The sequence below is a fragment of the Pseudomonas sp. KB_15 genome (assembly GCF_052114525.1).
In the GTDB taxonomy this organism is placed as follows: Bacteria; Pseudomonadota; Gammaproteobacteria; order Pseudomonadales; family Pseudomonadaceae; genus Aquipseudomonas.
On sequence record NZ_JBFREX010000023.1, the window covers coordinates 42,599 to 62,551 of the forward strand.

Sequence of the window (19,953 nt, forward strand, 5' to 3'; positions counted from 1 at the left end):
TTACAGGCAAGTCGCGCACCGGAATTGCGAGCGCTACGCACTCGAACGCAGGCTTCGCCAGCTGCTACATGCTTGTCCTAATCAGGGGATTCGTACGCCTTCGGCGAGCAGCATGTCCACGAGGCGAATCAAGGGCAGGCCGACGAGGCTGGTAGCGTCCGGGCCTTCGGTGCTTTGAAACAGGCTTACCCCCAGGCCCTCGGCCTTGAAGCTGCCAGCGCAGTCGTAGGGTTGTTCTGCGCGCAGGTAGCGTTCGATGCATGCGGCGTCGAGTGTGCGCATGTGTACGGTGAACGGCACGCAATCGACCTGGCAGTGCCCGGTCTGGCTGTTGAGCAGGGCCAGGCCGGTCAGAAACGTCACGCTGGCACCGCTGGCGGCCAGCAGTTGTTCGCGGGCTTTTTCGAACGTGTGGGGCTTGCCGATAATCCGCTCTCCCAGCACGGCGACCTGGTCGGAACCGATTATCAGATGAGCGGTATGGCTGTCGGCCAGGGCGCGCGCTTTCTCTTCGGCGAGGCGCTTGACCAGCTCAATGGCGGATTCGCCCGGGCGATGGCTTTCGTCGATATCCGGCGAGCTGCAAGTGAAAGGCAGTTGCAGGCGGGTCAGCAATTCCCGGCGATAGACCGAGCCAGAAGCGAGTAATAAAGGCAGCATGCGCATCTCCAGAAGGCAGGTGCGAATTCTAGCGAGGCTTCCAAGTGACGGACAGGGCTGAATTTCCTTTGACATGGGCGGGTGCATCCCTATAATGCTGCGCCTATGTTGAATGACCCGATTCCACCTCACGTTGACCCGCGCAAATTGGCTGATCGTGGCACCACCCTTCAAGGTGAAATGCTGCTGGCCGATTTGGAGAGACTCTGCGACCCGCTTTCCGACAATGTCGGTACGGTGCAGGCTAAATTCGTTTTTGAACGAGATGAACGTAAATCTGTGGTCATCCACAGCTTTATCGACACTGAAGTCAAAATGGTTTGCCAGCGTTGTCTTGAGCTGGTCACCCTGCCGATCCATAGCGAATGCAGTTACGCTGTGGTGAAGGAGGGTGCGAATACCCAGTCGTTGCCGAAAGGTTATGACGTGCTGGAACTGGGCGAAGATCCTTTGGATCTGCAGTCACTGATCGAGGAGGAGCTTCTGCTCGCCTTGCCCATTGTGCCTGCTCATCATCCGGAAGAATGCCAGCAGCCGGCGGGAGCAGATGAGCCCGAACCGAGCGAGGACGAGGTAACGCGGTCCAACCCGTTCAGTGTATTGGCGCAGTTAAAGCGTGACCCAAACGTTTAGGAGTTAATCAATTATGGCTGTTCAGCAGAACAAAAAATCCCGCTCTGCCCGTGACATGCGCCGTTCGCACGACGCTCTCGAGGCTAGCACCCTGTCTGTAGAAAAAACCACCGGTGAAGTTCACCTGCGTCACCACGTATCGCCAGAAGGCGTATACCGTGGCCGTAAAGTGATCGACAAGGGCGCTGACGAGTAATCACTTGTCCGCTCAAGTCATCGCGATTGACGCAATGGGCGGGGACTTCGGTCCCCGCAGCATTGTTCAGGCCAGCCTTGCTTGCCTGTCTGCCACACCCTCGCTGCACCTGACCCTCGTCGGTCACCCCTCCCTTCTTGAAGAATTGATCGCTGGCCATTCGGCGGTGGATCGCGCGCGCCTGTCGATTGTCCCGGCGAGCGAAGTCATTACCATGGACGAAAAACCCGCCCAGGCCCTTCGTGGCAAGCCCGACTCATCCATGCGCGTGGCGCTTGAGCTTTTGCGTGATGGCAAGGTTCAGGCCTGTGTCAGTGCCGGCAACACCGGTGCATTGATGGCGTTGTCGCGATTCGTGCTCAAGACCTTGCCGGGCATTGACCGGCCGGCCATGGTCGCGGCGATCCCTACGCAGAAAGGTTACTGCCAGTTGCTCGACCTCGGTGCCAATGTCGATTGCAGCGCCGAGCATCTGCTGCAATTTGCGGTAATGGGGTCCGTTGCAGCGGAAACCCTGGGCATCGTCCGTCCACGTGTGGCTTTGCTGAACATCGGCACCGAAGACATCAAAGGCAATCAGCAGGTCAAGCTGGCTGCAACCTTGTTGCAAAGTGCCCGTGGTATCAACTACATCGGTTTTGTCGAAGGTGACGGTTTGTACCGTGGCGAAGCGGATGTGGTGGTGTGTGACGGTTTTGTCGGCAACATCCTGCTCAAGTCCAGCGAAGGTCTGGCGACCATGATTGCCGGGCGTATCGAGGCTTTGTTCAGAAAGAGCGTGGCCTCTCGTGTGGTCGGTGCGCTGGCGCTGCCGTTGATGAAGCGTCTGCAGGCTGATCTGGCGCCGGCCCGGCACAACGGTGCGAGCTTTCTCGGATTGCAGGGAATTGTGGTGAAAAGCCACGGTTCTGCAGGGGTCCAGGGTTTTCAAAGTGCCATCCAGCGCGCCGTGATCGAGATTCAGGAGAATCTTCCCGAGCGCCTGCACGGTCGTCTGGAGGATTTGTTGCCTTAGGCGTTTTCGTCGGACAATGCTTAAATGTGACCGCTTGGTTCGATAGGCCATCCAACTGTCAGTTTCTTGCGTCCCCCAAGCGGGACGCCAACTCTCCGACGACAAGATCATTAGGGGCTTGTTACATGTCTGCTTCCCTCGCATTCGTCTTCCCGGGACAGGGTTCGCAGTCCCTCGGCATGCTCGCCGAGTTGGGCGCACAACATCCGGTTGTCCTTGAAACATTCAAAGAAGCTTCCGATGCACTGGGTTACGACCTGTGGGCACTGACCCAGCAAGGGCCGGAAGAGCAACTCAATCAAACCGATAAAACCCAACCGGCCATTCTGACCGCCTCTATCGCCTTGTGGCGTCTGTGGCTGGCGGAAGGTGGCGCGCGCCCGGCTTACGTTGCCGGGCACAGCCTGGGTGAATACAGTGCGCTGGTCGCGGCAGGCAGTCTGAGCCTGGGCGACGCGGTGAAGCTCGTCGAACGTCGTGGCCAACTGATGCAGGAAGCCGTGCCGGCCGGACAGGGCGGCATGGCCGCCATTCTGGGCCTGGACGATGCGGACGTACTGGCAGCCTGTGCCGAAGCGGCGCAAGGCGAAGTGGTCAGTGCAGTCAATTTCAACTCGCCGGGCCAGGTGGTCATCGCCGGTGCCAAGGCAGCCGTCGAGCGCGCCATCGAAGGCTGCAAGGCGCGTGGCGCCAAGCGCGCCATGCCGTTGCCGGTCAGCGTGCCGTCCCACTGCGAGCTGATGCGTCCGGCTGCCGAACGTTTCGCCGAATCGATCGCGGCAATCGACTGGCAGGCACCGCAGATTCCTGTGGTCCAGAACGTCAGTGCCGAAGTGCCGGCCGATCTGGAAACCCTCAAGCGTGATCTGCTAGAACAGCTGTACAAGCCAGTACGCTGGGTTGAATCGGTCCAGGCGCTAGCCGCCAAGGGCGCGACCCAACTGGTCGAATGCGGTCCGGGCAAAGTGCTGGCCGGTCTGAACAAGCGTTGCGCCGAAGGTGTGTCGACATCCAACCTCAATACCCCAGACGCTTTCGCTGCCGCTCGTGCAGCGTTGGCCTGAATCAGGAGAAGCTTGCATGAGTCTGCAAGGTAAAGTTGCACTGGTCACCGGTGCAAGTCGTGGCATTGGCCAGGCTATCGCCCTGGAACTGGGTCGTCAGGGCGCCATCGTTGTGGGTACCGCGACCTCCGCGTCGGGTGCCGAGCGCATTGCCGCCACCCTGAAGGAAAACGGCATTCAGGGCACCGGCCTTGAGCTCAACGTCACCAGCGACGAGTCCGTGGCCGCGGTCCTGGCGAGCATTCAGGAGCAGTTCGGTGCGCCGGCGATCCTGGTCAACAATGCCGGTATCACCCGCGATAACCTGATGATGCGCATGAAAGACGACGAGTGGCACGACGTTGTCGATACCAATCTGAACAGTCTGTTCCGCCTGTCCAAGGGCGTTTTGCGTGGCATGACCAAGGCGCGTTGGGGCCGAATTATCAGTATTGGTTCGGTTGTGGGTGCCATGGGCAACGCAGGCCAAGTAAACTACGCAGCCGCCAAGGCCGGTCTGGAAGGTTTCAGCCGTGCACTGGCGCGTGAAGTCGGTTCGCGTTCGATTACGGTAAACTCGGTGGCCCCAGGGTTCATCGATACCGATATGACCCGTGAACTGCCCGAGGCGCAGCGTGAAGCCTTGCAGACGCAGATTCCGTTGGGTCGTCTGGGACAAGCTCAAGAGATCGCGTCCGTGGTCGCTTTTCTTGCGTCGGACGGTGCGGCTTACGTTACCGGAGCTACAATCCCGGTGAACGGCGGGATGTACATGTAATTCAAATGTGACGGATTGCTTCAAAAAAATGTCATACGAGCTGTCTAAAATCCGTTATAAAGCTGCAATCTATTTTATAGGCATAGGGTCACCGGGTTTGAGGAGTGAAGCTTTCAGTTGAAAAGCTGAAAAGCCTTTCTATACACTTACCCACTGGCCAGCTGCCTGAATTTGTCCATTAGGAGTGAAAACAAGGTATGAGCACCATCGAAGAGCGCGTCAAGAAAATCGTTGCTGAGCAACTGGGCGTTAAAGAAGAAGAAGTGGTCAACACTGCTTCCTTCGTAGAAGACCTGGGTGCCGACTCCCTTGACACCGTTGAGCTGGTGATGGCTCTGGAAGAGGAATTCGAGACCGAAATCCCTGACGAAGAAGCCGAGAAGATCACTACTGTACAAGCCGCAATCGACTACGTTACTGCCCACCAGGCGTAATAGTTTGTAATCGTTGCTCGCTGTCATGGAAAAACCGCACTGCTATCACGGCGTGCGGTTTTTTCTTTAGGCCTGATGCAAAGTCGTCATTTGAAAAAGGAGAGTGCTGTGTCGCGTAGACGCGTCGTAGTCACCGGTATGGGTATGTTGTCGCCACTGGGCACGGATGTGCCGAGCAGCTGGCAGGGTATTCTGGCTGGCCGCAGTGGCATTGGTCTGATCGAACACACCGACCTTTCTGCCTATTCCACCCGTTTTGGCGGCTCGGTAAAGGGTTTCAATGTCGAGGAATACCTGTCGGTCAAGGAAGCCCGCAAGCTCGACCTGTTCATTCAATACGGTCTGGCCGCAGGTTTTCAGGCGGTACGCAACGCCGGCCTGGAAGTCACCGACGCCAACCGTGAGCGCATCGGCGTGGCCATGGGCTCGGGTATTGGCGGACTGACCAATATCGAAGAAACCAGCCGCACCCTGCACGAGACCGGCCCACGACGGATTTCCCCGTTCTTCGTGCCAGGCTCGATCATCAATATGATTTCCGGCTTCCTGTCGATCCATCTGGGGGCACAGGGACCYAACTACGCCATCGCCACGGCSTGTACCACCGGTACGCACTGCATYGGCATGGCWGCMCGYAACATCATGTACGACGAAGCCGACGTGATGATTGCCGGCGGCGCCGAGATGGCGGCCTGCGGTCTGGGCATGGGCGGCTTCGGTGCTTCCCGCGCGCTGTCGACCCGCAACGACGAGCCGACCCGCGCCAGCCGTCCATGGGACAAGGGCCGCGATGGCTTCGTGCTGTCCAATGGTGCCGGTGCGCTGGTTCTGGAAGAGCTGGAACACGCCAAGGCCCGTGGTGCAACCATCTACGCCGAACTCATTGGCTTCGGTACCAGCGGTGACGCCTACCACATGACTTCACCACCCGCCGATGGCGCGGGTGCTGCTCGCTGCATCACCAATGCGCTGCGCGATGCGAAGATCAATGGCGATCAAGTGCAGTACATCAACGCCCACGGCACGTCGACTCCCGCAGGCGACCTGGCCGAAGTCAATGCGATCAAGTCGGTGTTCGGCGAGCATGCCTACAAGCTGGCCGTCAGTTCCACCAAGTCCATGACCGGCCACCTGCTGGGTGCGGCGGGCGCGGTCGAGGCGATCTTCAGCGTGCTGGCGATCAACAGCCAGGTAGCGCCGCCGACCATCAACCTCGATGAGCCGGACGAAGGCTGCGACCTCGATTTCGTGCCGCACACGGCGCGCAATATGGATATCGATGTGGTGGTGTCCAACTCCTTCGGGTTTGGCGGTACCAACGGCTCGCTGGTGTTCCGCCGGTTCGCAGGCTGATGGACAGCTGGGTCGACGGTCAGCCGGCTGACGCTCTGTCGCTGAAGGATCGCGGCCTGGCTTATGGCGATGGTCTGTTCGAGACCATCGCCGTGCGTAACGGACAGCCCGTGTTGCTGGAGCGACATCTGTCGCGTCTGGCGGACGGCTGTTCACGTCTGGCGCTTGCCGCCGATCAGACGTTGATCCGCAGCGAATTGCAGGCCTATGCCGCGGCATTGGGTGACGGGGTGCTCAAGCTGATCCTCACTCGCGGCGACGGCCTGCGCGGTTACGCCCCCGATACTTCGGCTCAGGCCCGACGCATTCTGCAAGGCAATCCTCCTGCGGCTTACCCGGCCGCGCATGGCGAGCAAGGTGTTCGTTTGTTTCCTTGCGCCACGCGATTGTCCAGACAGCCATTACTTGCTGGCCTCAAGCACCTGAACCGTCTTGAACAAGTCCTCGCCCGTGCCGAATGGCAGGACACCGAGCATGCCGAAGGCTTGATGCTCGATCAGGCCGGGCGCGTGATTGAAGGGGTATTCAGCAATTTGTTCCTGGTGCGTGATGGCGCACTCATCACCGCTGACCTCAAACGCTGCGGCGTGGCCGGCGTGATGCGTGGCGAAATATTGTTTCAGGCCAGGTCGCTGGGAATCCCCACGCAAATCACCGATATCCCCCTCGAACAGCTGCAATGGGCTGATGAAGTCTTTGTCTGCAACAGCGTGTATGGTATCTGGCCGGTGCGCGCCTGTGCTGCTCTTCACTGGCCGGTTGGGCCGCTCACCCGTAAACTCCAAACCATTGCCCGTGCGCTACTGGATGCTTGATACGTGAGACGTAAACTCTTGCTGCTGCTGGAAACCGGAGTGGTTCTGGCGGGGCTGCTGTTGGGTGCTTCAGCCTGGAAAATTCATTCGGCGCTGGTACAGCCGTTGAACATTGCCCAGGAACAATTGCTGGATGTGCCCAAGGGCACTACGCCGACCCGCACCTTCTACCGACTCGAAGCCAATGGCGTCATCAAGGACGCGTTCTGGCTGCGCGTGTATTGGCGCTTCAATCTTCCCAAACAACCCCTGCACAGCGGCGAATATCGCCTGCAACCGGGCATGACCGTCGAAGGCCTGATCGACCTGTGGAAACGCGGGGAAATGGTTCAGTACAGCCTGACCCTGGTCGAAGGCTGGAATTTCCGTCAGGTCCGCGCAGCGCTGGCCAAGGAAGAGAAGCTCGATCACAGCCTCAACGGTTTGAGCGATAGCCAGGTCATGGACAAGCTCGGTCACACCGGGATTTTTCCGGAAGGGCGCTTCTTCCCTGACACCTACCGTTACGTGCGCGGCATGTCCGATATCGAACTGCTGAAAACCGCTTACGACCGCCTTGACGAAGTGCTCGCCAAGGAATGGGAACAACGCGCTGTGGATGCGCCGTACACCGAACCCTACCAGGCGCTGATCATGGCCTCGCTGGTGGAAAAGGAAACCGGAGTGCCACAGGAACGCGGGCAAATTGCAGGTGTGTTCGTACGGCGCATGGCGATGGGCATGCTGCTGCAGACCGATCCTACGGTGATCTACGGTCTCGGCGACCGCTACAGCGGCAAGCTGACCCGGGCTCACCTCAAGGAAGCGACGCCCTATAACACCTACATGAATGCGGGCCTGCCACCGACCCCGATTTCGATGGTCGGTCGCGAAGCCATTCATGCGGCGCTCAACCCGGTGGAGGGCAACAGCCTTTACTTCGTGGCGCGCGGTGATGGCACTCACGTGTTCTCCGATGATCTGGATGCCCACAACAATGCTGTGAAGGAGTTCCAGCTCAAGCGTCGCGCCGATTACCGTTCCAGCCCGGCGCCTGCTTCCATGCCTGAGACACCGCCGACCCAGACTGAACAAACTGGGACTCAGGAGGCCAAGGCTGCGCAAGAGTTGGCCCCGATCCCGGACTCTTCACCCAACACGGCTCCCGAGGCGCTGCCWCAGGTGGCGCCGCAAGATCCTGCGCCGGTTCCTGAAACGCCGGCCCTCGATGCCAACGCGTCGAAAAGCCCGCAATGACTCTGACTAAGGACTGCCTGTGACTGGCTTGTTTATTACTCTGGAAGGCCCGGAAGGCGCCGGCAAGAGCACCAATCGCGAATACCTGGCCGAGCGCTTGCGCGCCGCCGGCATCGAGGTGGTGCTGACCCGCGAGCCAGGTGGCACGCCGTTGGCCGAGCGCATCCGTGAAGTGCTGCTGGCCCCGGCCGACGAAGTCATGAACCCGGATACCGAGTTGCTGCTGGTGTTCGCGGCGCGTGCCCAGCACCTGGCCGAAGTGATTCGCCCGGCGATGGCCCGCGGTGCCGTGGTCTTGTGTGATCGTTTTACCGATTCGACTTACGCCTACCAAGGCGGCGGCCGTGGCTTGTCGCTGGAGCGCATCGCGACCCTGGAAACTTTCGTTCAGGGCGGTCTGCGTCCGGACCTGACGCTGATTTTCGATCTGCCTGTCGAAGTCGGCCTGGCCCGCGCCAGCGCCCGCGGCCGCCTGGATCGCTTCGAACTCGAAGGCCGGACCTTCTTCGATGCCGTACGCAATGCGTTCCTCAAGCGAGCCAAGGCGGATCCGGCGCGTTATGTGCTGGTCGATGCGGCCCAACCGTTGGCACAGGTACAGCAATCGCTGGATGCCTTGCTGCCGCGCCTGCTGGAGTTGAGCCGTGGCTGAGGCCTATCCGTGGCAGGAAAGCCTCTGGCAGCAACTGGCCGGTCGCGCCCAGCATGCTCACGCCTACCTGCTGCATGGCCCGGCCGGGATCGGCAAGCGGGCACTGGCCGAGCGCTTGATGGCCAGTTTACTGTGCCAGCGCCCGACCGCGCTGGACGCCTGCGGCGAATGCAAATCCTGCCTGTTGCTCAAGGCTGGCAGTCACCCGGATAACTACATCCTGGAACCGGAAGAAGCCGACAAGGCGATCAAGGTCGATCAGGTTCGCGACTTGGTCGGTTTCGTGGTGCAGACCGCGCAGTTGGGCGGGCGCAAAGTGGTGCTGATCGAGCCGGCCGAGTCGATGAACATCAACGCCGCCAACGCCTTGCTCAAAAGCCTTGAAGAGCCGTCCGGCGACACCGTTCTGTTGCTGGTCAGTCACCAGCCGAGCCGCTTGTTGCCAACCATCAAGAGTCGCTGCGTGCAGCAGGCCTGTCCGCTGCCGGGCGAGGCCATGAGCTTGAAATGGCTGGCTCAGGCGTTGCCGGAATGTTCCGAAGAGGAGCGCATCGAGCTGCTGACGCTGGCCGCCGGTTCGCCACTGGCGGCGGTCAATCTTCAGGCCCAGGGCGTGCGTGAACAGCGCACGCAAGTGGTGGAAGGGGTGAAAAAACTCCTCAAGCAACAGCAGTCGCCGACGCAACTGGCCGAAGAATGGAAAAACATTCCGATGTTGCGCCTGTTCGATTGGTTCTGCGATTGGTCGAGCCTGGTCCTGCGCTATCAGTTGACCCAGGACGAAGCCGGCCTCGGCCTGGCCGACATGCGCAAGGTCGTGCAATACCTGGCGCAGAAAAGTGCTCAAGGCAAAGTCCTCGATATTCAGGACTGGATCCTCGCCCAGCGACAGAAAGTCTTGAGCAAGGCCAACCTCAATCCGGCCTTGCTGCTGGAGGCATTGCTGGTGCAATGGGTGTCGTTGCCTGCCCAAAGATGACTGTCTGCGCCTAGACTCTGAGTATCGGAACACCCGACCGTCCCACCCATTCGATGTAAGTTGCAGCCCTTTATGCTCGTAGATTCCCATTGTCACCTTGATCGCCTCGACCTGGCCGCCCACGACGGCTCCCTGGATGCCGCCCTGGAGGCTGCCCGGCAACGCGGGGTAGGGCACTTTCTGTGTATCGGTGTCAGCGCGGACAACGCGGCCGATGTCAAAGCCCTGGCCGAACGTTATGACGATGTCGACTGCTCGGTGGGCGTGCACCCTCTGGATGTGCAGCCGGGCGCCGCGCCAGCGCTGGACTGGCTGTTGCAGGAGCTCAATCACCCGCGTGTGGTCGCCATCGGCGAAACCGGCCTGGACTACCACTACGAGCCGGAAGCGGCGCAGTTACAGCAGGAATCGTTTCGCCTGCACCTGCAAGCGGCGCAGCAGACCGGCAAACCGGTGATCATCCACACCCGTGGCGCCCGCACCGATACCCTGGACTTGTTGCGTGAAGCGGCGCTGCCCCAGGCGGGCGTATTGCATTGCTTTACCGAAGACTGGGAGATGGCGAAGGCCGCGCTGGACATGGGCTATTACATTTCCCTTTCCGGGATTGTCACTTTTCGCAATGCCGACGCGTTGCGCGATGTTGCCAGCAAGGTGCCGGCCGACCGGTTGCTGGTGGAAACCGACTCGCCGTACCTGGCGCCGATTCCCTATCGCGGCAAGCCAAACCTGCCGCAGTACGTGCGTGAGGTAGCGGAATTTCTGGCAATGTTGCGTGGTGAACCCTACGAGCGATTTGCCGAGCAGACCACTGAGAACTTCAAGCGGTTGTTTCCGTTGGCGCATGTGAAATCAGTTTAGGGTTCAAAGCCGCTTTCGCGAGCAGGCTCGCTCCCACAAGGTTAAATCGCAGGCAAAAAAAACCCGGGTTCTGGGGGGTGAATCCGGGTTAAGACCATTAGGAGTAAAACAATGGCACGCGGTCCGTTGGTACCAATATCGGCGTGACACTTGGGGGAGATGCCCCGCCGACAGTTCAAGTATTGATCAGGATTGCGCCTAGTCCAGTTTGCTGGTCAGGGTTTTTAAACAAATTTGGAATACGTGCGCTTCGGAAGAGTTCTCATCAACCTCTAAACGTACGCAAAATGACCAGAAAGCGCAGATGTGGTCGGATGATCCGTGCATTTTTGCGCAAGTTAGGCATAATACGCGGCTTCGAATTTTGACCCCGACAGACCTTTTCTTATGCATAAAGAACCTCGTAAGGTCCGTGAGTTTCGTCGCCGCGAGCAGGAAATTCTCGATACCGCGCTCAAGCTGTTCCTCGAACAAGGTGAAGACAGTGTCACCGTCGAGATGATTGCTGATGCCGTCGGTATCGGCAAAGGCACGATCTACAAGCACTTCAAATCCAAGGCGGAAATCTATCTGCGCCTGATGCTCGACTACGAGCGCGATTTGAACGCTCTGCTGCATTCGGCCGATGTCGACAAGGACAAGGAAGCCCTGTCCCGGGCGTACTTCGAATTCCGCATGCGCGATCCACAACGCTATCGCCTGTTCGACCGCCTCGAAGAGAAAGTGGTCAAGGGCAACCAGGTGCCGGAGATGATCGAGGAGCTGCACAAGATCCGTGCCTCGAACTTCGAACGCTTGACCCTGCTGATCAAGGGCCGGATCAGCGAAGGCAAGCTGGAAGATGTGCCACCTTACTTCCATTACTGCGCGTCCTGGGCGCTGGTGCACGGTGCCGTCGCGCTGTATCACTCGCCGTTCTGGAGCAATGTGCTGGAAGATCAGGAAGGCTTCTTCCAGTTCTTGATGGATATCGGCGTGCGCATGGGTAACAAGCGCAAGCGCGACACCGACACGCCCAGCAGCTGAGCCATTCAGTTGCCTTATTGCGCCATGATTTCGCTACTTGGCGCAGTGCCGCAGGAATATACTCAGGTAGAGGACTTGCTAAAACTTGATTTCTGAGTCAAGTTTTAGCGGCCCGATATTCTTCCGCCGGAGTGACCATGATCGTTGACCGTCAAGGCAGGCGTTTTCGCAACTTGCGAATCAGTCTGACCTCAGCCTGCAATTACGCCTGTACCTACTGCGTGCCCAATGGCAAGCGGCTGGTGGCTGCGCAGGATGAATTGTCGGCCGAAGCCATGGCGCGCGGTGTGGCTTATCTGATTGAAGCGGCGGGGATAGAGCGTCTGCGCATTACTGGCGGCGAGCCGCTGGTCAGCCCGAAACTCGAAGCGTTCATGACGGCGGTCGGGCAGATGGGCCTGGAAGACATCAGCCTGACCACCAATGGCCAGTTGCTGGCGAAGAAACTGCCGCTGCTGGTGTACGCCGGCATTCGGCGCCTCAACGTTTCCCTCGATACCCTCGATGCGAGTGCGTTCCGCAGCATTGCCCGGGGCGGCGATCTGGCCACTGTGCTCAACGGCATGAGCGAGGCAAGTGCGGCCGGCATGAAGATCAAGGTCAACATGGTGCCGCTGCGCGGGCAGAACCTTGACCAAGTGATGCCGCTGCTCGACTACTGCCTGGAGCGCGGTTATGAACTGCGCTTCATCGAGCTGATGCGCATGGGCCACCTGGCCAACGATTCCAACGCCTTTCTGCAACAGTTCGTCAGCCTCCAGCAGTTGCTGAGCCTGATCGGCGAGCGCTACGAATACCTGCAGGCCGATGCTCCGGTCGATGCGACGGCCGTTCGTTATGAAATTCCCGGCCAGGGTTATTTCGGCGTGATCGCCAACGAGAGCGTGCCTTTCTGCCGGACCTGTTCTCGCTTGCGCTTATCTTCCACCGGGTGGCTGCATGGCTGCCTGTCATCGAGCAATCGCCATTACATCGGCGACCTGCTGGACAAGCCGCGCCACCAGGCGCTGCCGGCGCTACAGAGACTCTTGGTGAAAGCCTTGGGGGACAAGCAGGAAGTGGCGTTCTCCGGTGGCGCGACGGTCATGAAAATTATCGGCGGCTGATCCGGCCTCATCGCGGGCAAGCCACGCTCCCACAAGAATTTGCGCAAATCCTGTGGGAGCGTGGCTTGCCCGCGATTGCGTTTGATCAGGCAACGATCAACTTGAGCTGGCGCAAAAGCTGCATCCTACGGCCATTCGCCGGTTTTCCGACACCGGCCTCTGGAGGATAGGATGCGTAGCCTGGTTTTGCTGCTGGCCGTTTTGGCACTTGGTGGCTGCATGAACGTCAGCGATATGGCCGAAGGGACTCGTTACCATATGAGCGATGCGGGGTTGCTCGATCACAGTGACAGCCGTCGCGTAAACAACCTGCGCATCCAGCCGGACTCGTTCGTCTACATCGCTCAAGGCGCTTTCATGCCGCCGGGCAGCGCGGTTTATCCACGGCCCAACGTGATTGCCGAAGTCGCGTTCGATGGCTTCGTCGAATACTTCCCGATGGTCCGCCGTGCCCCTGCGCCGGAAGGCCTCGACCAGGCCATGGTCGAAGCCCGTGCCGCCGGTGCGCACTATCTGCTCTACACCCGATTTGCCAAGTCTGACGACCGTATCGGCAACTCGGACGAGTGGCTGGATCAGGAGGCCCTGGATCGTCTCGGCATCGACAGCGGTATGATTCAGATCATGTTGATCGAGACCAGCACCCAGTATTTGATTGATACTGCGACCATCAAGAGTCGTGGCGGTTTACTGACGTTCCACGATAAAAAAACCGAAGACCTGATGGGCCCGCCGCTGGAACAATACGCGCGCAGCCTGTTGGGGCTCAGCGACCAGTAATCCCGAGGAGAACGTCATGAGTGGCCCGCAAAAAGCCAACGACTTGCTGGGGCAAATCCCCAAGACCAAAGGCTTGCCGCCGGTGCACCTGTGGAATCCCGATTTCTGCGGCGACATCGACATGCGCATCGCCCGGGACGGCACCTGGTATTACCTGGGCACCCCGATCGGGCGCAAGCCGATGGTCAAACTGTTCTCCACCATCATTCGCCGTGATGGCGATGATTACTTCCTGATCACTCCGGTCGAAAAGGTCGGCATCAAGGTCGACGATGCGCCGTTCGTGGCGATTGCGGTGGACGTGGAAGGCGAAGGCGAGGCGCAGCTGTTGCGCTTTACCACCAACGTCGAGGAAACCACCGAGGCCGGTGTGGGGCATCCGCTGCGTGTGGTCACCGACCCGGTAACGCAGGAGCCAGCCCCTTACGTGCATGTGCGCAGCAATCTTGAAGCGTTGATTCATCGCAATGTGTTCTATCAATTGGTGGAACTTGCGGTGAGTCGCGAGATCGACGGCCAGCGCTGGCTCGGTGTATGGAGTGGCGGTGAGTTTTTCCCCATCGGTCTTGAGCCCTGACACTGCGGGCTTGCTCGCGAATGCGGTCTGTCTGACATGTAAGTGCTGGATGTGACGACGCCTTCGCGGGCAAGCCCGCTCCCACAGTTGTTCTATGTGATGCGCAAATTATTTGTATGTCGCAGCGCCCCTGTGGGAGCGGGCTTGCCCGCGAAGAGGCGCTGAAACTCAACACATGATCTGGCACTGACTTGCCTTGCGCAGCGCCTCAATCAATTTCTGCCAGCGCAATATTCTTCGCCCGGGCTTCTGTCCTCAAACTGGCAACTATTGGTTGTCATCGTCGTCATCACCCGAACTGCCGCTGGTGGTCGAGCCGAGTCCGCCGCTGCTGGGGGTTTTGCTGCCTGGTAAAATCATACCGCCCTGACGTCCTGCATCCTCGCCTTGAGTCCGCGGGTCGGTGCCGGTGGAGGGCGGCAGGTTTTTGTCGATCGTCGTGCCATCGGTGTTCATGCCGGGGGCACTCTGGATCGCCGGTGCCCTTGGCTTTTCCACCGGGTTGGTCGGGCCGGTGCTCGAGCCGATGGTCCCGGCGAACGCAGCAGAAGACAGCAAGACGGTGAGAACGAGGGCGGTCAACCTGGACAGGATCATGGTGTTGTCTCCAACGGATAGAGTCCTTACCTGATTAGTACGCCCTCGATCTGGATGGGTGCATTATTGGCGACGAACGGCTCAGGCCTGCTCCAATGCCCTGACCGCTGTAGCTCTTCGCCAGATCAACCGGCCCACGGTGATCAACCAGTTGAGCGCAGCGACCGCCAACACCGTGAGCAACAGCGTGGCCATGCCCTGCTCGACGATGATTTTCCCGGCCAGCAAGGGAAAACCGAACACGCCGATGAAGTACGACAGGCTGAACAGTAGCAAGGATTGTGCGGTGGTGCCGTTCGGCGCTTCATTGGCGGCCAGGCCGTTGATCACCGAGTAGGTCAGGCCGTAACCGATCCCGAGTATCACCGCCGCGAGCACGTAGCTGACGCTGCTGTCGACGACAAAACCGAACATCACGATCGATGCGAGCATCAGCCCCGAAAGCAGACACGATGCACGGAATGGATCGCGCTTGACCACGAAACCGGCAACCAGCATGCGGCCGCTGATCGCCGCACTCATGAAGCCGAGGAAGAACAGCGAATAGTCGAGCGAGCGCGCTGCGGCATAACTGGTTTGAAAGCTCGACAGACCGCCGAACACACAGCCACCAAGGCCGACCATGATGATCGGGAATACGGCCCTGGACGACAGCACCAGACCTGCTGCACGCCAGGAAATCCGCGACACGTTGCTCGATTGCGCGGGCGCCGGTTTCAGTTGTCGATCCAGGCGCCAGAACAGAAATACCCCGGTCAGGCTGGCCAGCGCCGCCAGATAAAACGCCGCCGTCACCGGATAACCGAGCGCACTCGCGGCGCGGCCGAGCAACGGGCCACTGCCGATCCCGGTCATCATGCTGCCCGACAGCAGGGCGAAGTACCTGGCACGCTGTGCGGGTGTCACCAGGCTTGCCACGATGATCGGCCCGAGGGTGTAGAACACGCCCCAGCCCAGGCCCAGCAGCAGCCCGAAAAACAACAGCGGTTGACCGAAGCCCGGAGTCAGGGCGAAGCCCAGGCTGGCCGCTACCAGCAATACACCGAACAGCGCCACCGATCGGGCGGCACCGAGCAAGTCGGACAAATGACCGGAAACAATCACCGCCGCAAAGGTACTGAGCATCGCTGTCGAAATCACACTGCCGGCGTCGTGCTCGTTGCCACCACGCGAGCTGATCAACAGCGACAGCAAAAAAGTCGAGCCGTAGGACAACGACAACAGGTAACTAGCGAGGCAAAACAGGCCGAACAACTTGGTTGATACAGGAGGTGTTGCGCAAGACATGACGCGGTTCCTTGACCGGGAAAATGAGCAGCGCGGCTATCTAACCACGCAGTGCCCGAATGTTAGGTCCGAGGTTATCGATGCCAGGATTAGTGGAGGCCGGAGTGAAGATCCATTTTTTTGGCAAGGGGCTTTTGTGGCGAGGGGGCTTGCTTGTGGTGAGGGGGCTTGCCCCCGTTGGGTTGCGCAGCAACCCCAATAAGCACACTGGAATCTTTCTGGTGTAATGCGATCGCTAAGAAAGGGCCTGCTTCGCAGGCCAACGGGGGCAAGCCCCCTCGCCACAAATATTGCGCCGACTTAGTATGGCGTTTTCCTCTTTTGACAAGGCACGTCCATGACGATCGAAATCCGCCCGGCGACCCCCAGTGACGCACCGCAAATCCTCGCGTTCATCACTGAACTGGCCGACTACGAACGTGCCCGCCATGAAGTCATCGCCAGTGTTGCCGATATCGAGCGCAGCCTGTTCAGCGAAGGCGCCACCGCCCATGGCCTGATCTGCCTGCGCGACGGCGCACCCATCGGTTTCGCGGTGTTCTTCTTCAGCTATTCCACCTGGTTGGGCAGCAATTGCCTGTACCTCGAAGACCTTTACATCACTCCGCAACAGCGCGGCGGTGGTGCGGGGAAGACCCTGCTGCGGCATCTGGCGAAAATCGCCTGCGCCAACGACTGTGGCCGTTTCGAGTGGAGCGTGCTGGAGTGGAATACGCCGGCTATCGAATTCTACAAATCCCTGGGCGCGCAGCCGCAGGAGGAGTGGGTTCGGTATCGGATGGATGGAAAAGTATTGCGCGAGTTCGCCGAGGGCAGTTGAGCGGTATCCCCTGTAGGAGCGAGCCTGCTCGCGAAGAAATCGAAAACACCATGGGGTGTCAGGCTTTCCGCTTTATCGTTGACGACCATCGCTAGCAAGCTAGCTCCTACAGGGGAATGCATTCCAGGGAGCTACCGTAGGCGGTGGTTTTTTTTGTCTGCATCTCAATATATGGGATTGATATTTATATATTGAGATTTCCCGGCGCCTGGGTTTATAGTCCTGCTCACTCACTGCCAAAAACCAAAACAGGTGAAGCGATGCAGGCGCAATTGATCGCGCTCGATTGGGGGACGACCTCACTCCGTGCTTACAAATTGGCTGAAGGTGGCCAGGTGCTCGAACAGCGTTCGCTGTCGTCGGGGATCATGCAGCTGCCGAAAGCGCCGCGAATCATTGCCGGCCGGAAATGCACTGACGGTTTCGAACTGGCCTTCGATGAGGCTTGCGGCGACTGGCTCGATACCCAGCCGGATTTGCCGGTGATTGCCTGCGGCATGGTCGGCAGCGCCCAGGGCTGGAGCGAAGCGGCCTACCGCGACACGCCGGCGAACGTCGCCACTCTCGGTACTTCCTTGCAAACCGTGCGCAGCCTGCGCGGCGTCGATGTGCACATTGTGCCCGGCGTCATCCAGCGTTCGCATTTGCCGAACGTGATGCGCGGCGAAGAAACCCAGGTGCTCGGTGTGCTGCAAAACCTGGCGGGCGAGGCGGGGGCTGATCTGCTGATCGGCCTGCCGGGCAGCCACTCGAAATGGGTGGAAGTGGCCGACGGCTGCATCGTGCATTTCGATACGTTCATGACCGGCGAAGTTTTCGCCGTGCTCAGTGAACACAGCATTCTCGGACGCACCCAACAGCGTGGCGCGTCTTTCGATGGCGATGCGTTTGATCGCGGTGTGCGGGTCGCGTTGTCGGCGGACGGTGAAATCGGTCCTCTGTCGACGATGTTCAGCGCCCGCAGCCTGGGCCTGACTGGCGAATTGAGCGCTACCGCCCAGGCGGATTATCTGTCCGGCCTGCTGATCGGCCACGAATTGTCAGCCCTGGCTGGCGTGCAACGGCGTCGGCGCAACAGCGTGCACCTGCCTTCGATCATCCTCATCGGTAATACCCAACTCTGTGCCCGCTACAGCCGTGCGCTCGACGCCTGCGGTTTTGCCCGGGTGACCCTGGCCGAACAGGCCACCGAACGCGGATTGTGGCAACTGGCGCTCGCCGCCGGCCTGGTCACGTCCACCGCATCCCGTTAAACCTGCCTGGAGGCCCGACATGCTCAAACAAGCGCTGGCACAAAACGGCCTGATCGCGATCCTGCGTGGCCTGCGCCCGCAAGAAGCGGCCGCCATCGGCGAAGTCCTGTACGCCGCCGGATTTCGCGTCATCGAAGTGCCGCTCAATTCCCCGGAGCCGTACGAAAGTATCCGCATCCTGCGCAGTACCTTGCCCGCCGACTGCCTGATCGGTGCCGGCACGGTGTTGACGCCGGAGCAGGTCGTACAGGTGAAAGCGGCGGGCGGCCAGGTGATCGTCATGCCCCATAGCGATCCGAAGGTGCTGCGCGCGGCGAAAGCGGCGGGGCTGTACCTGTCGCCCGGTGTCGCCACACCCACTGAAGCCTTCGCTGCGCTGGCCGAAGGCGCGGATGTGCTGAAGATGTTCCCGGCCGAGCAGATGGGTCCGGCGGTCGTCAAAGCCTGGCTCGCGGTGCTGCCCGCCGGAACCATTCTTGTGCCGGTCGGCGGCATCACCCCGGACAACATGCAGGTGTTTATCGACGCCGGTGTCAAAGGTTTCGGCCTCGGTTCCGGCCTGTTCAAACCGGGCATGACGCCTGCGCAAGTGGCGGCCAATGCCAAGGCCTATGTCGCTGCCTGGAAAGCCCTTCGCTAAGACTTTTTGGCGCTGCGAGCGCTGCATCCAATAAGAGAGACAAGCAGATGAAAATCACCAAGCTGACCACCTTCATCGTTCCGCCGCGCTGGTGCTTCCTCAAGGTCGAAACCGACGAGGGCGTCACCGGTTGGGGCGAGCCCGTGGTCGAAGGCCGCGCCCACACCGTTGCCGCTGCCGTTGAGGAATTGTCCGACTACCTGATCGGCAAAGACCCACGCAACATCGAAGATATCTGGACCGTGCTGTACCGAGGCGGCTTCTACCGGGGCGGCGCGATCCACATGAGCGCCCTGGCCGGGATCGACCAGGCCTTGTGGGACATCAAGGGCAAGGCGCTTGGCGTGTCGGTCAGCGACCTGTTGGGTGGCCAGGTGCGGGACAAGATTCGTGTGTATTCGTGGATCGGCGGTGACCGTCCGGCGGATACCGCACGGGCGGCGAAAGAAGCCGTCGAGCGCGGCTTTACCGCGGTAAAAATGAACGGCACCGAAGAACTGCAATTCCTCGATACCTTCGACAAGGTCGACCAGGCCCTGGCCAACGTCGCCGCCGTGCGCGATGCCGTCGGCCCGAACGTCGGCATCGGCGTGGACTTCCATGGCCGGGTGCACAAGCCCATGGCCAAGGTGCTGATGAAGGAGCTTGATCCATACAAGCTGATGTTCATCGAAGAGCCGGTGCTCAGCGAAAACTATGAAGCGCTGAAAGAGCTGGCCCCATTGACCAGTACGCCGATTGCCTTGGGGGAGCGGCTGTTCTCGCGCTGGGATTTCAAGCGTGTGCTCAGCGAAGGCTACGTCGACATCATCCAGCCGGATGCCTCCCACGCCGGCGGCATCACCGAAACCCGCAAGATCGCCAACATGGCCGAAGCCTACGACGTGGCGCTGGCGCTGCATTGCCCGCTGGGTCCGATTGCCCTGGCGGCCTGCCTGCAACTGGACGCGGCCTGCTACAACGCGTTCATCCAGGAACAGAGCCTGGGCATCCACTACAACGAGAGCAACGACCTGCTCGACTACGTGAAAGACCCGCGGGTGTTCGACTACGACAAAGGCTTCGTGAAGATCCCGAACGGCCCGGGCCTGGGCATCGAGATAAACGAGGAATACGTCATCGAACGCGCCGCCATCGGCCACCGCTGGCGCAACCCGATCTGGCGCCATGCCGATGGCAGTTTTGCCGAGTGGTGAGTACCTGACACACCAC

At 60.0% G+C, this 19,953-nt stretch carries 23 protein-coding genes; 20 read left to right on the plus strand and 3 right to left on the minus strand.

All coding sequences use genetic code 11. From position 1 onward, the window contains the following. Positions 1-81: 81 nt before the first annotated feature. On the minus strand, positions 82-660 hold the full coding sequence (locus AB4Z35_RS18575; RefSeq protein WP_116263318.1) for a Maf-like protein: 579 nt from the start codon (positions 658-660) through the stop codon (positions 82-84). A gap of 105 nt (positions 661-765) precedes the next feature. Between AB4Z35_RS18575 and AB4Z35_RS18580 the strand changes: the two genes are divergently transcribed. The 16 genes from AB4Z35_RS18580 (at position 766) to AB4Z35_RS18655 (ending at position 14,144) form a co-directional block, all read left to right on the plus strand. Further along, positions 766-1,293 (plus strand): YceD family protein, encoded by a 528-nt coding sequence (locus AB4Z35_RS18580; RefSeq protein ID WP_007942001.1) that lies wholly within the window; start codon positions 766-768, stop codon positions 1,291-1,293. Between the two features lie 13 nt (positions 1,294-1,306). Then, the gene (rpmF, locus tag AB4Z35_RS18585; RefSeq protein WP_003179396.1) at positions 1,307-1,489 is read left to right on the plus strand and encodes a 50S ribosomal protein L32; all 183 of its coding nucleotides are present in this window, start codon (positions 1,307-1,309) and stop codon (positions 1,487-1,489) included. 4 nt (positions 1,490-1,493) lie between these two features. Then, positions 1,494-2,504, plus strand: coding sequence for a phosphate acyltransferase PlsX (gene plsX / locus AB4Z35_RS18590; RefSeq protein WP_442098569.1), 1,011 nt, complete (start codon positions 1,494-1,496; stop codon positions 2,502-2,504). 125 nt (positions 2,505-2,629) lie between these two features. Continuing rightward, positions 2,630-3,568, plus strand: a complete 939-nt coding sequence (fabD, locus tag AB4Z35_RS18595) for an ACP S-malonyltransferase (RefSeq protein ID WP_442098570.1) — start codon at positions 2,630-2,632, stop codon at positions 3,566-3,568. Positions 3,569-3,584: 16 nt separating this feature from the next. Then, positions 3,585-4,325 carry a 3-oxoacyl-ACP reductase FabG gene (fabG, locus tag AB4Z35_RS18600; protein WP_007997043.1) on the plus strand — a complete coding sequence of 247 codons (741 nt, stop codon included), beginning with the start codon at positions 3,585-3,587 and terminating at the stop codon, positions 4,323-4,325. Between the two features lie 197 nt (positions 4,326-4,522). Then, positions 4,523-4,759, plus strand: coding sequence for an acyl carrier protein (gene acpP, locus AB4Z35_RS18605; protein WP_007987170.1), 237 nt, complete (start codon positions 4,523-4,525; stop codon positions 4,757-4,759). A 108-nt stretch (positions 4,760-4,867) separates the two neighbouring features. Then, complete coding sequence (gene fabF / locus AB4Z35_RS18610) at positions 4,868-6,112, plus strand: beta-ketoacyl-ACP synthase II (RefSeq protein WP_007997045.1); 1,245 nt, start codon at positions 4,868-4,870, stop codon at positions 6,110-6,112. Continuing rightward, a complete protein-coding gene (gene pabC, locus AB4Z35_RS18615; RefSeq protein ID WP_442098571.1) occupies positions 6,112-6,927 on the plus strand; it encodes an aminodeoxychorismate lyase in 816 nt (271 codons plus the stop codon). The genes fabF and pabC overlap by 1 nt, the downstream gene beginning before the upstream one ends. Before the next feature lie 3 nt (positions 6,928-6,930). After that, positions 6,931-8,163 carry an endolytic transglycosylase MltG gene (gene mltG, locus AB4Z35_RS18620; RefSeq protein ID WP_442098573.1) on the plus strand — a complete coding sequence of 411 codons (1,233 nt, stop codon included), beginning with the start codon at positions 6,931-6,933 and terminating at the stop codon, positions 8,161-8,163. Between the two features lie 19 nt (positions 8,164-8,182). Further along, positions 8,183-8,815, plus strand: coding sequence for a dTMP kinase (gene tmk / locus AB4Z35_RS18625; RefSeq protein ID WP_442098574.1), 633 nt, complete (start codon positions 8,183-8,185; stop codon positions 8,813-8,815). Continuing rightward, entirely contained in the window at positions 8,808-9,794 is a 987-nt protein-coding gene (locus tag AB4Z35_RS18630) for a DNA polymerase III subunit delta' (protein WP_442098575.1), read from the plus strand. The genes tmk and AB4Z35_RS18630 overlap by 8 nt, the downstream gene beginning before the upstream one ends. A 72-nt stretch (positions 9,795-9,866) precedes the next feature. Then, positions 9,867-10,655, plus strand: coding sequence for a TatD family hydrolase (locus AB4Z35_RS18635; protein ID WP_442098576.1), 789 nt, complete (start codon positions 9,867-9,869; stop codon positions 10,653-10,655). Positions 10,656-11,042: 387 nt separating this feature from the next. Continuing rightward, positions 11,043-11,681: a TetR/AcrR family transcriptional regulator gene (locus AB4Z35_RS18640; protein WP_007997056.1), complete on the plus strand. Its 639-nt coding sequence runs from the start codon at positions 11,043-11,045 to the stop codon at positions 11,679-11,681. 137 nt (positions 11,682-11,818) lie between these two features. Beyond that, complete coding sequence (locus AB4Z35_RS18645; protein ID WP_442098577.1) at positions 11,819-12,787, plus strand: GTP 3',8-cyclase MoaA; 969 nt, start codon at positions 11,819-11,821, stop codon at positions 12,785-12,787. 171 nt (positions 12,788-12,958) lie between these two features. After that, positions 12,959-13,567, plus strand: coding sequence for a DUF4823 domain-containing protein (locus AB4Z35_RS18650; protein ID WP_442098578.1), 609 nt, complete (start codon positions 12,959-12,961; stop codon positions 13,565-13,567). A gap of 16 nt (positions 13,568-13,583) precedes the next feature. Beyond that, on the plus strand, positions 13,584-14,144 hold the full coding sequence (locus AB4Z35_RS18655; protein ID WP_007997386.1) for a DUF1285 domain-containing protein: 561 nt from the start codon (positions 13,584-13,586) through the stop codon (positions 14,142-14,144). 267 nt (positions 14,145-14,411) lie between these two features. Here AB4Z35_RS18655 and AB4Z35_RS18660 read toward each other — a convergent pair whose 3' ends face one another. Together AB4Z35_RS18660 and AB4Z35_RS18665 are read right to left on the minus strand one after the other, a co-directional pair. Then, positions 14,412-14,741: a hypothetical protein gene (locus AB4Z35_RS18660; protein ID WP_442098580.1), complete on the minus strand. Its 330-nt coding sequence runs from the start codon at positions 14,739-14,741 to the stop codon at positions 14,412-14,414. Positions 14,742-14,822: 81 nt separating this feature from the next. Continuing rightward, positions 14,823-16,028: an MFS transporter gene (locus tag AB4Z35_RS18665; RefSeq protein WP_442098582.1), complete on the minus strand. Its 1,206-nt coding sequence runs from the start codon at positions 16,026-16,028 to the stop codon at positions 14,823-14,825. A 337-nt stretch (positions 16,029-16,365) separates the two neighbouring features. Between AB4Z35_RS18665 and AB4Z35_RS18670 the strand changes: the two genes are divergently transcribed. From AB4Z35_RS18670 to dgoD, 4 genes are all read left to right on the plus strand, one after another. Beyond that, complete coding sequence (locus tag AB4Z35_RS18670) at positions 16,366-16,848, plus strand: GNAT family N-acetyltransferase (protein ID WP_108229802.1); 483 nt, start codon at positions 16,366-16,368, stop codon at positions 16,846-16,848. A gap of 260 nt (positions 16,849-17,108) precedes the next feature. After that, a complete protein-coding gene (locus AB4Z35_RS18675) occupies positions 17,109-18,101 on the plus strand; it encodes a 2-dehydro-3-deoxygalactonokinase (RefSeq protein WP_442098583.1) in 993 nt (330 codons plus the stop codon). 19 nt (positions 18,102-18,120) lie between these two features. Continuing rightward, on the plus strand, positions 18,121-18,741 hold the full coding sequence (locus tag AB4Z35_RS18680) for a 2-dehydro-3-deoxy-6-phosphogalactonate aldolase (RefSeq protein ID WP_442098584.1): 621 nt from the start codon (positions 18,121-18,123) through the stop codon (positions 18,739-18,741). Between the two features lie 47 nt (positions 18,742-18,788). Continuing rightward, the gene (dgoD, locus tag AB4Z35_RS18685; RefSeq protein WP_008047041.1) at positions 18,789-19,937 is read left to right on the plus strand and encodes a galactonate dehydratase; all 1,149 of its coding nucleotides are present in this window, start codon (positions 18,789-18,791) and stop codon (positions 19,935-19,937) included. Positions 19,938-19,953: the final 16 nt, after the last annotated feature.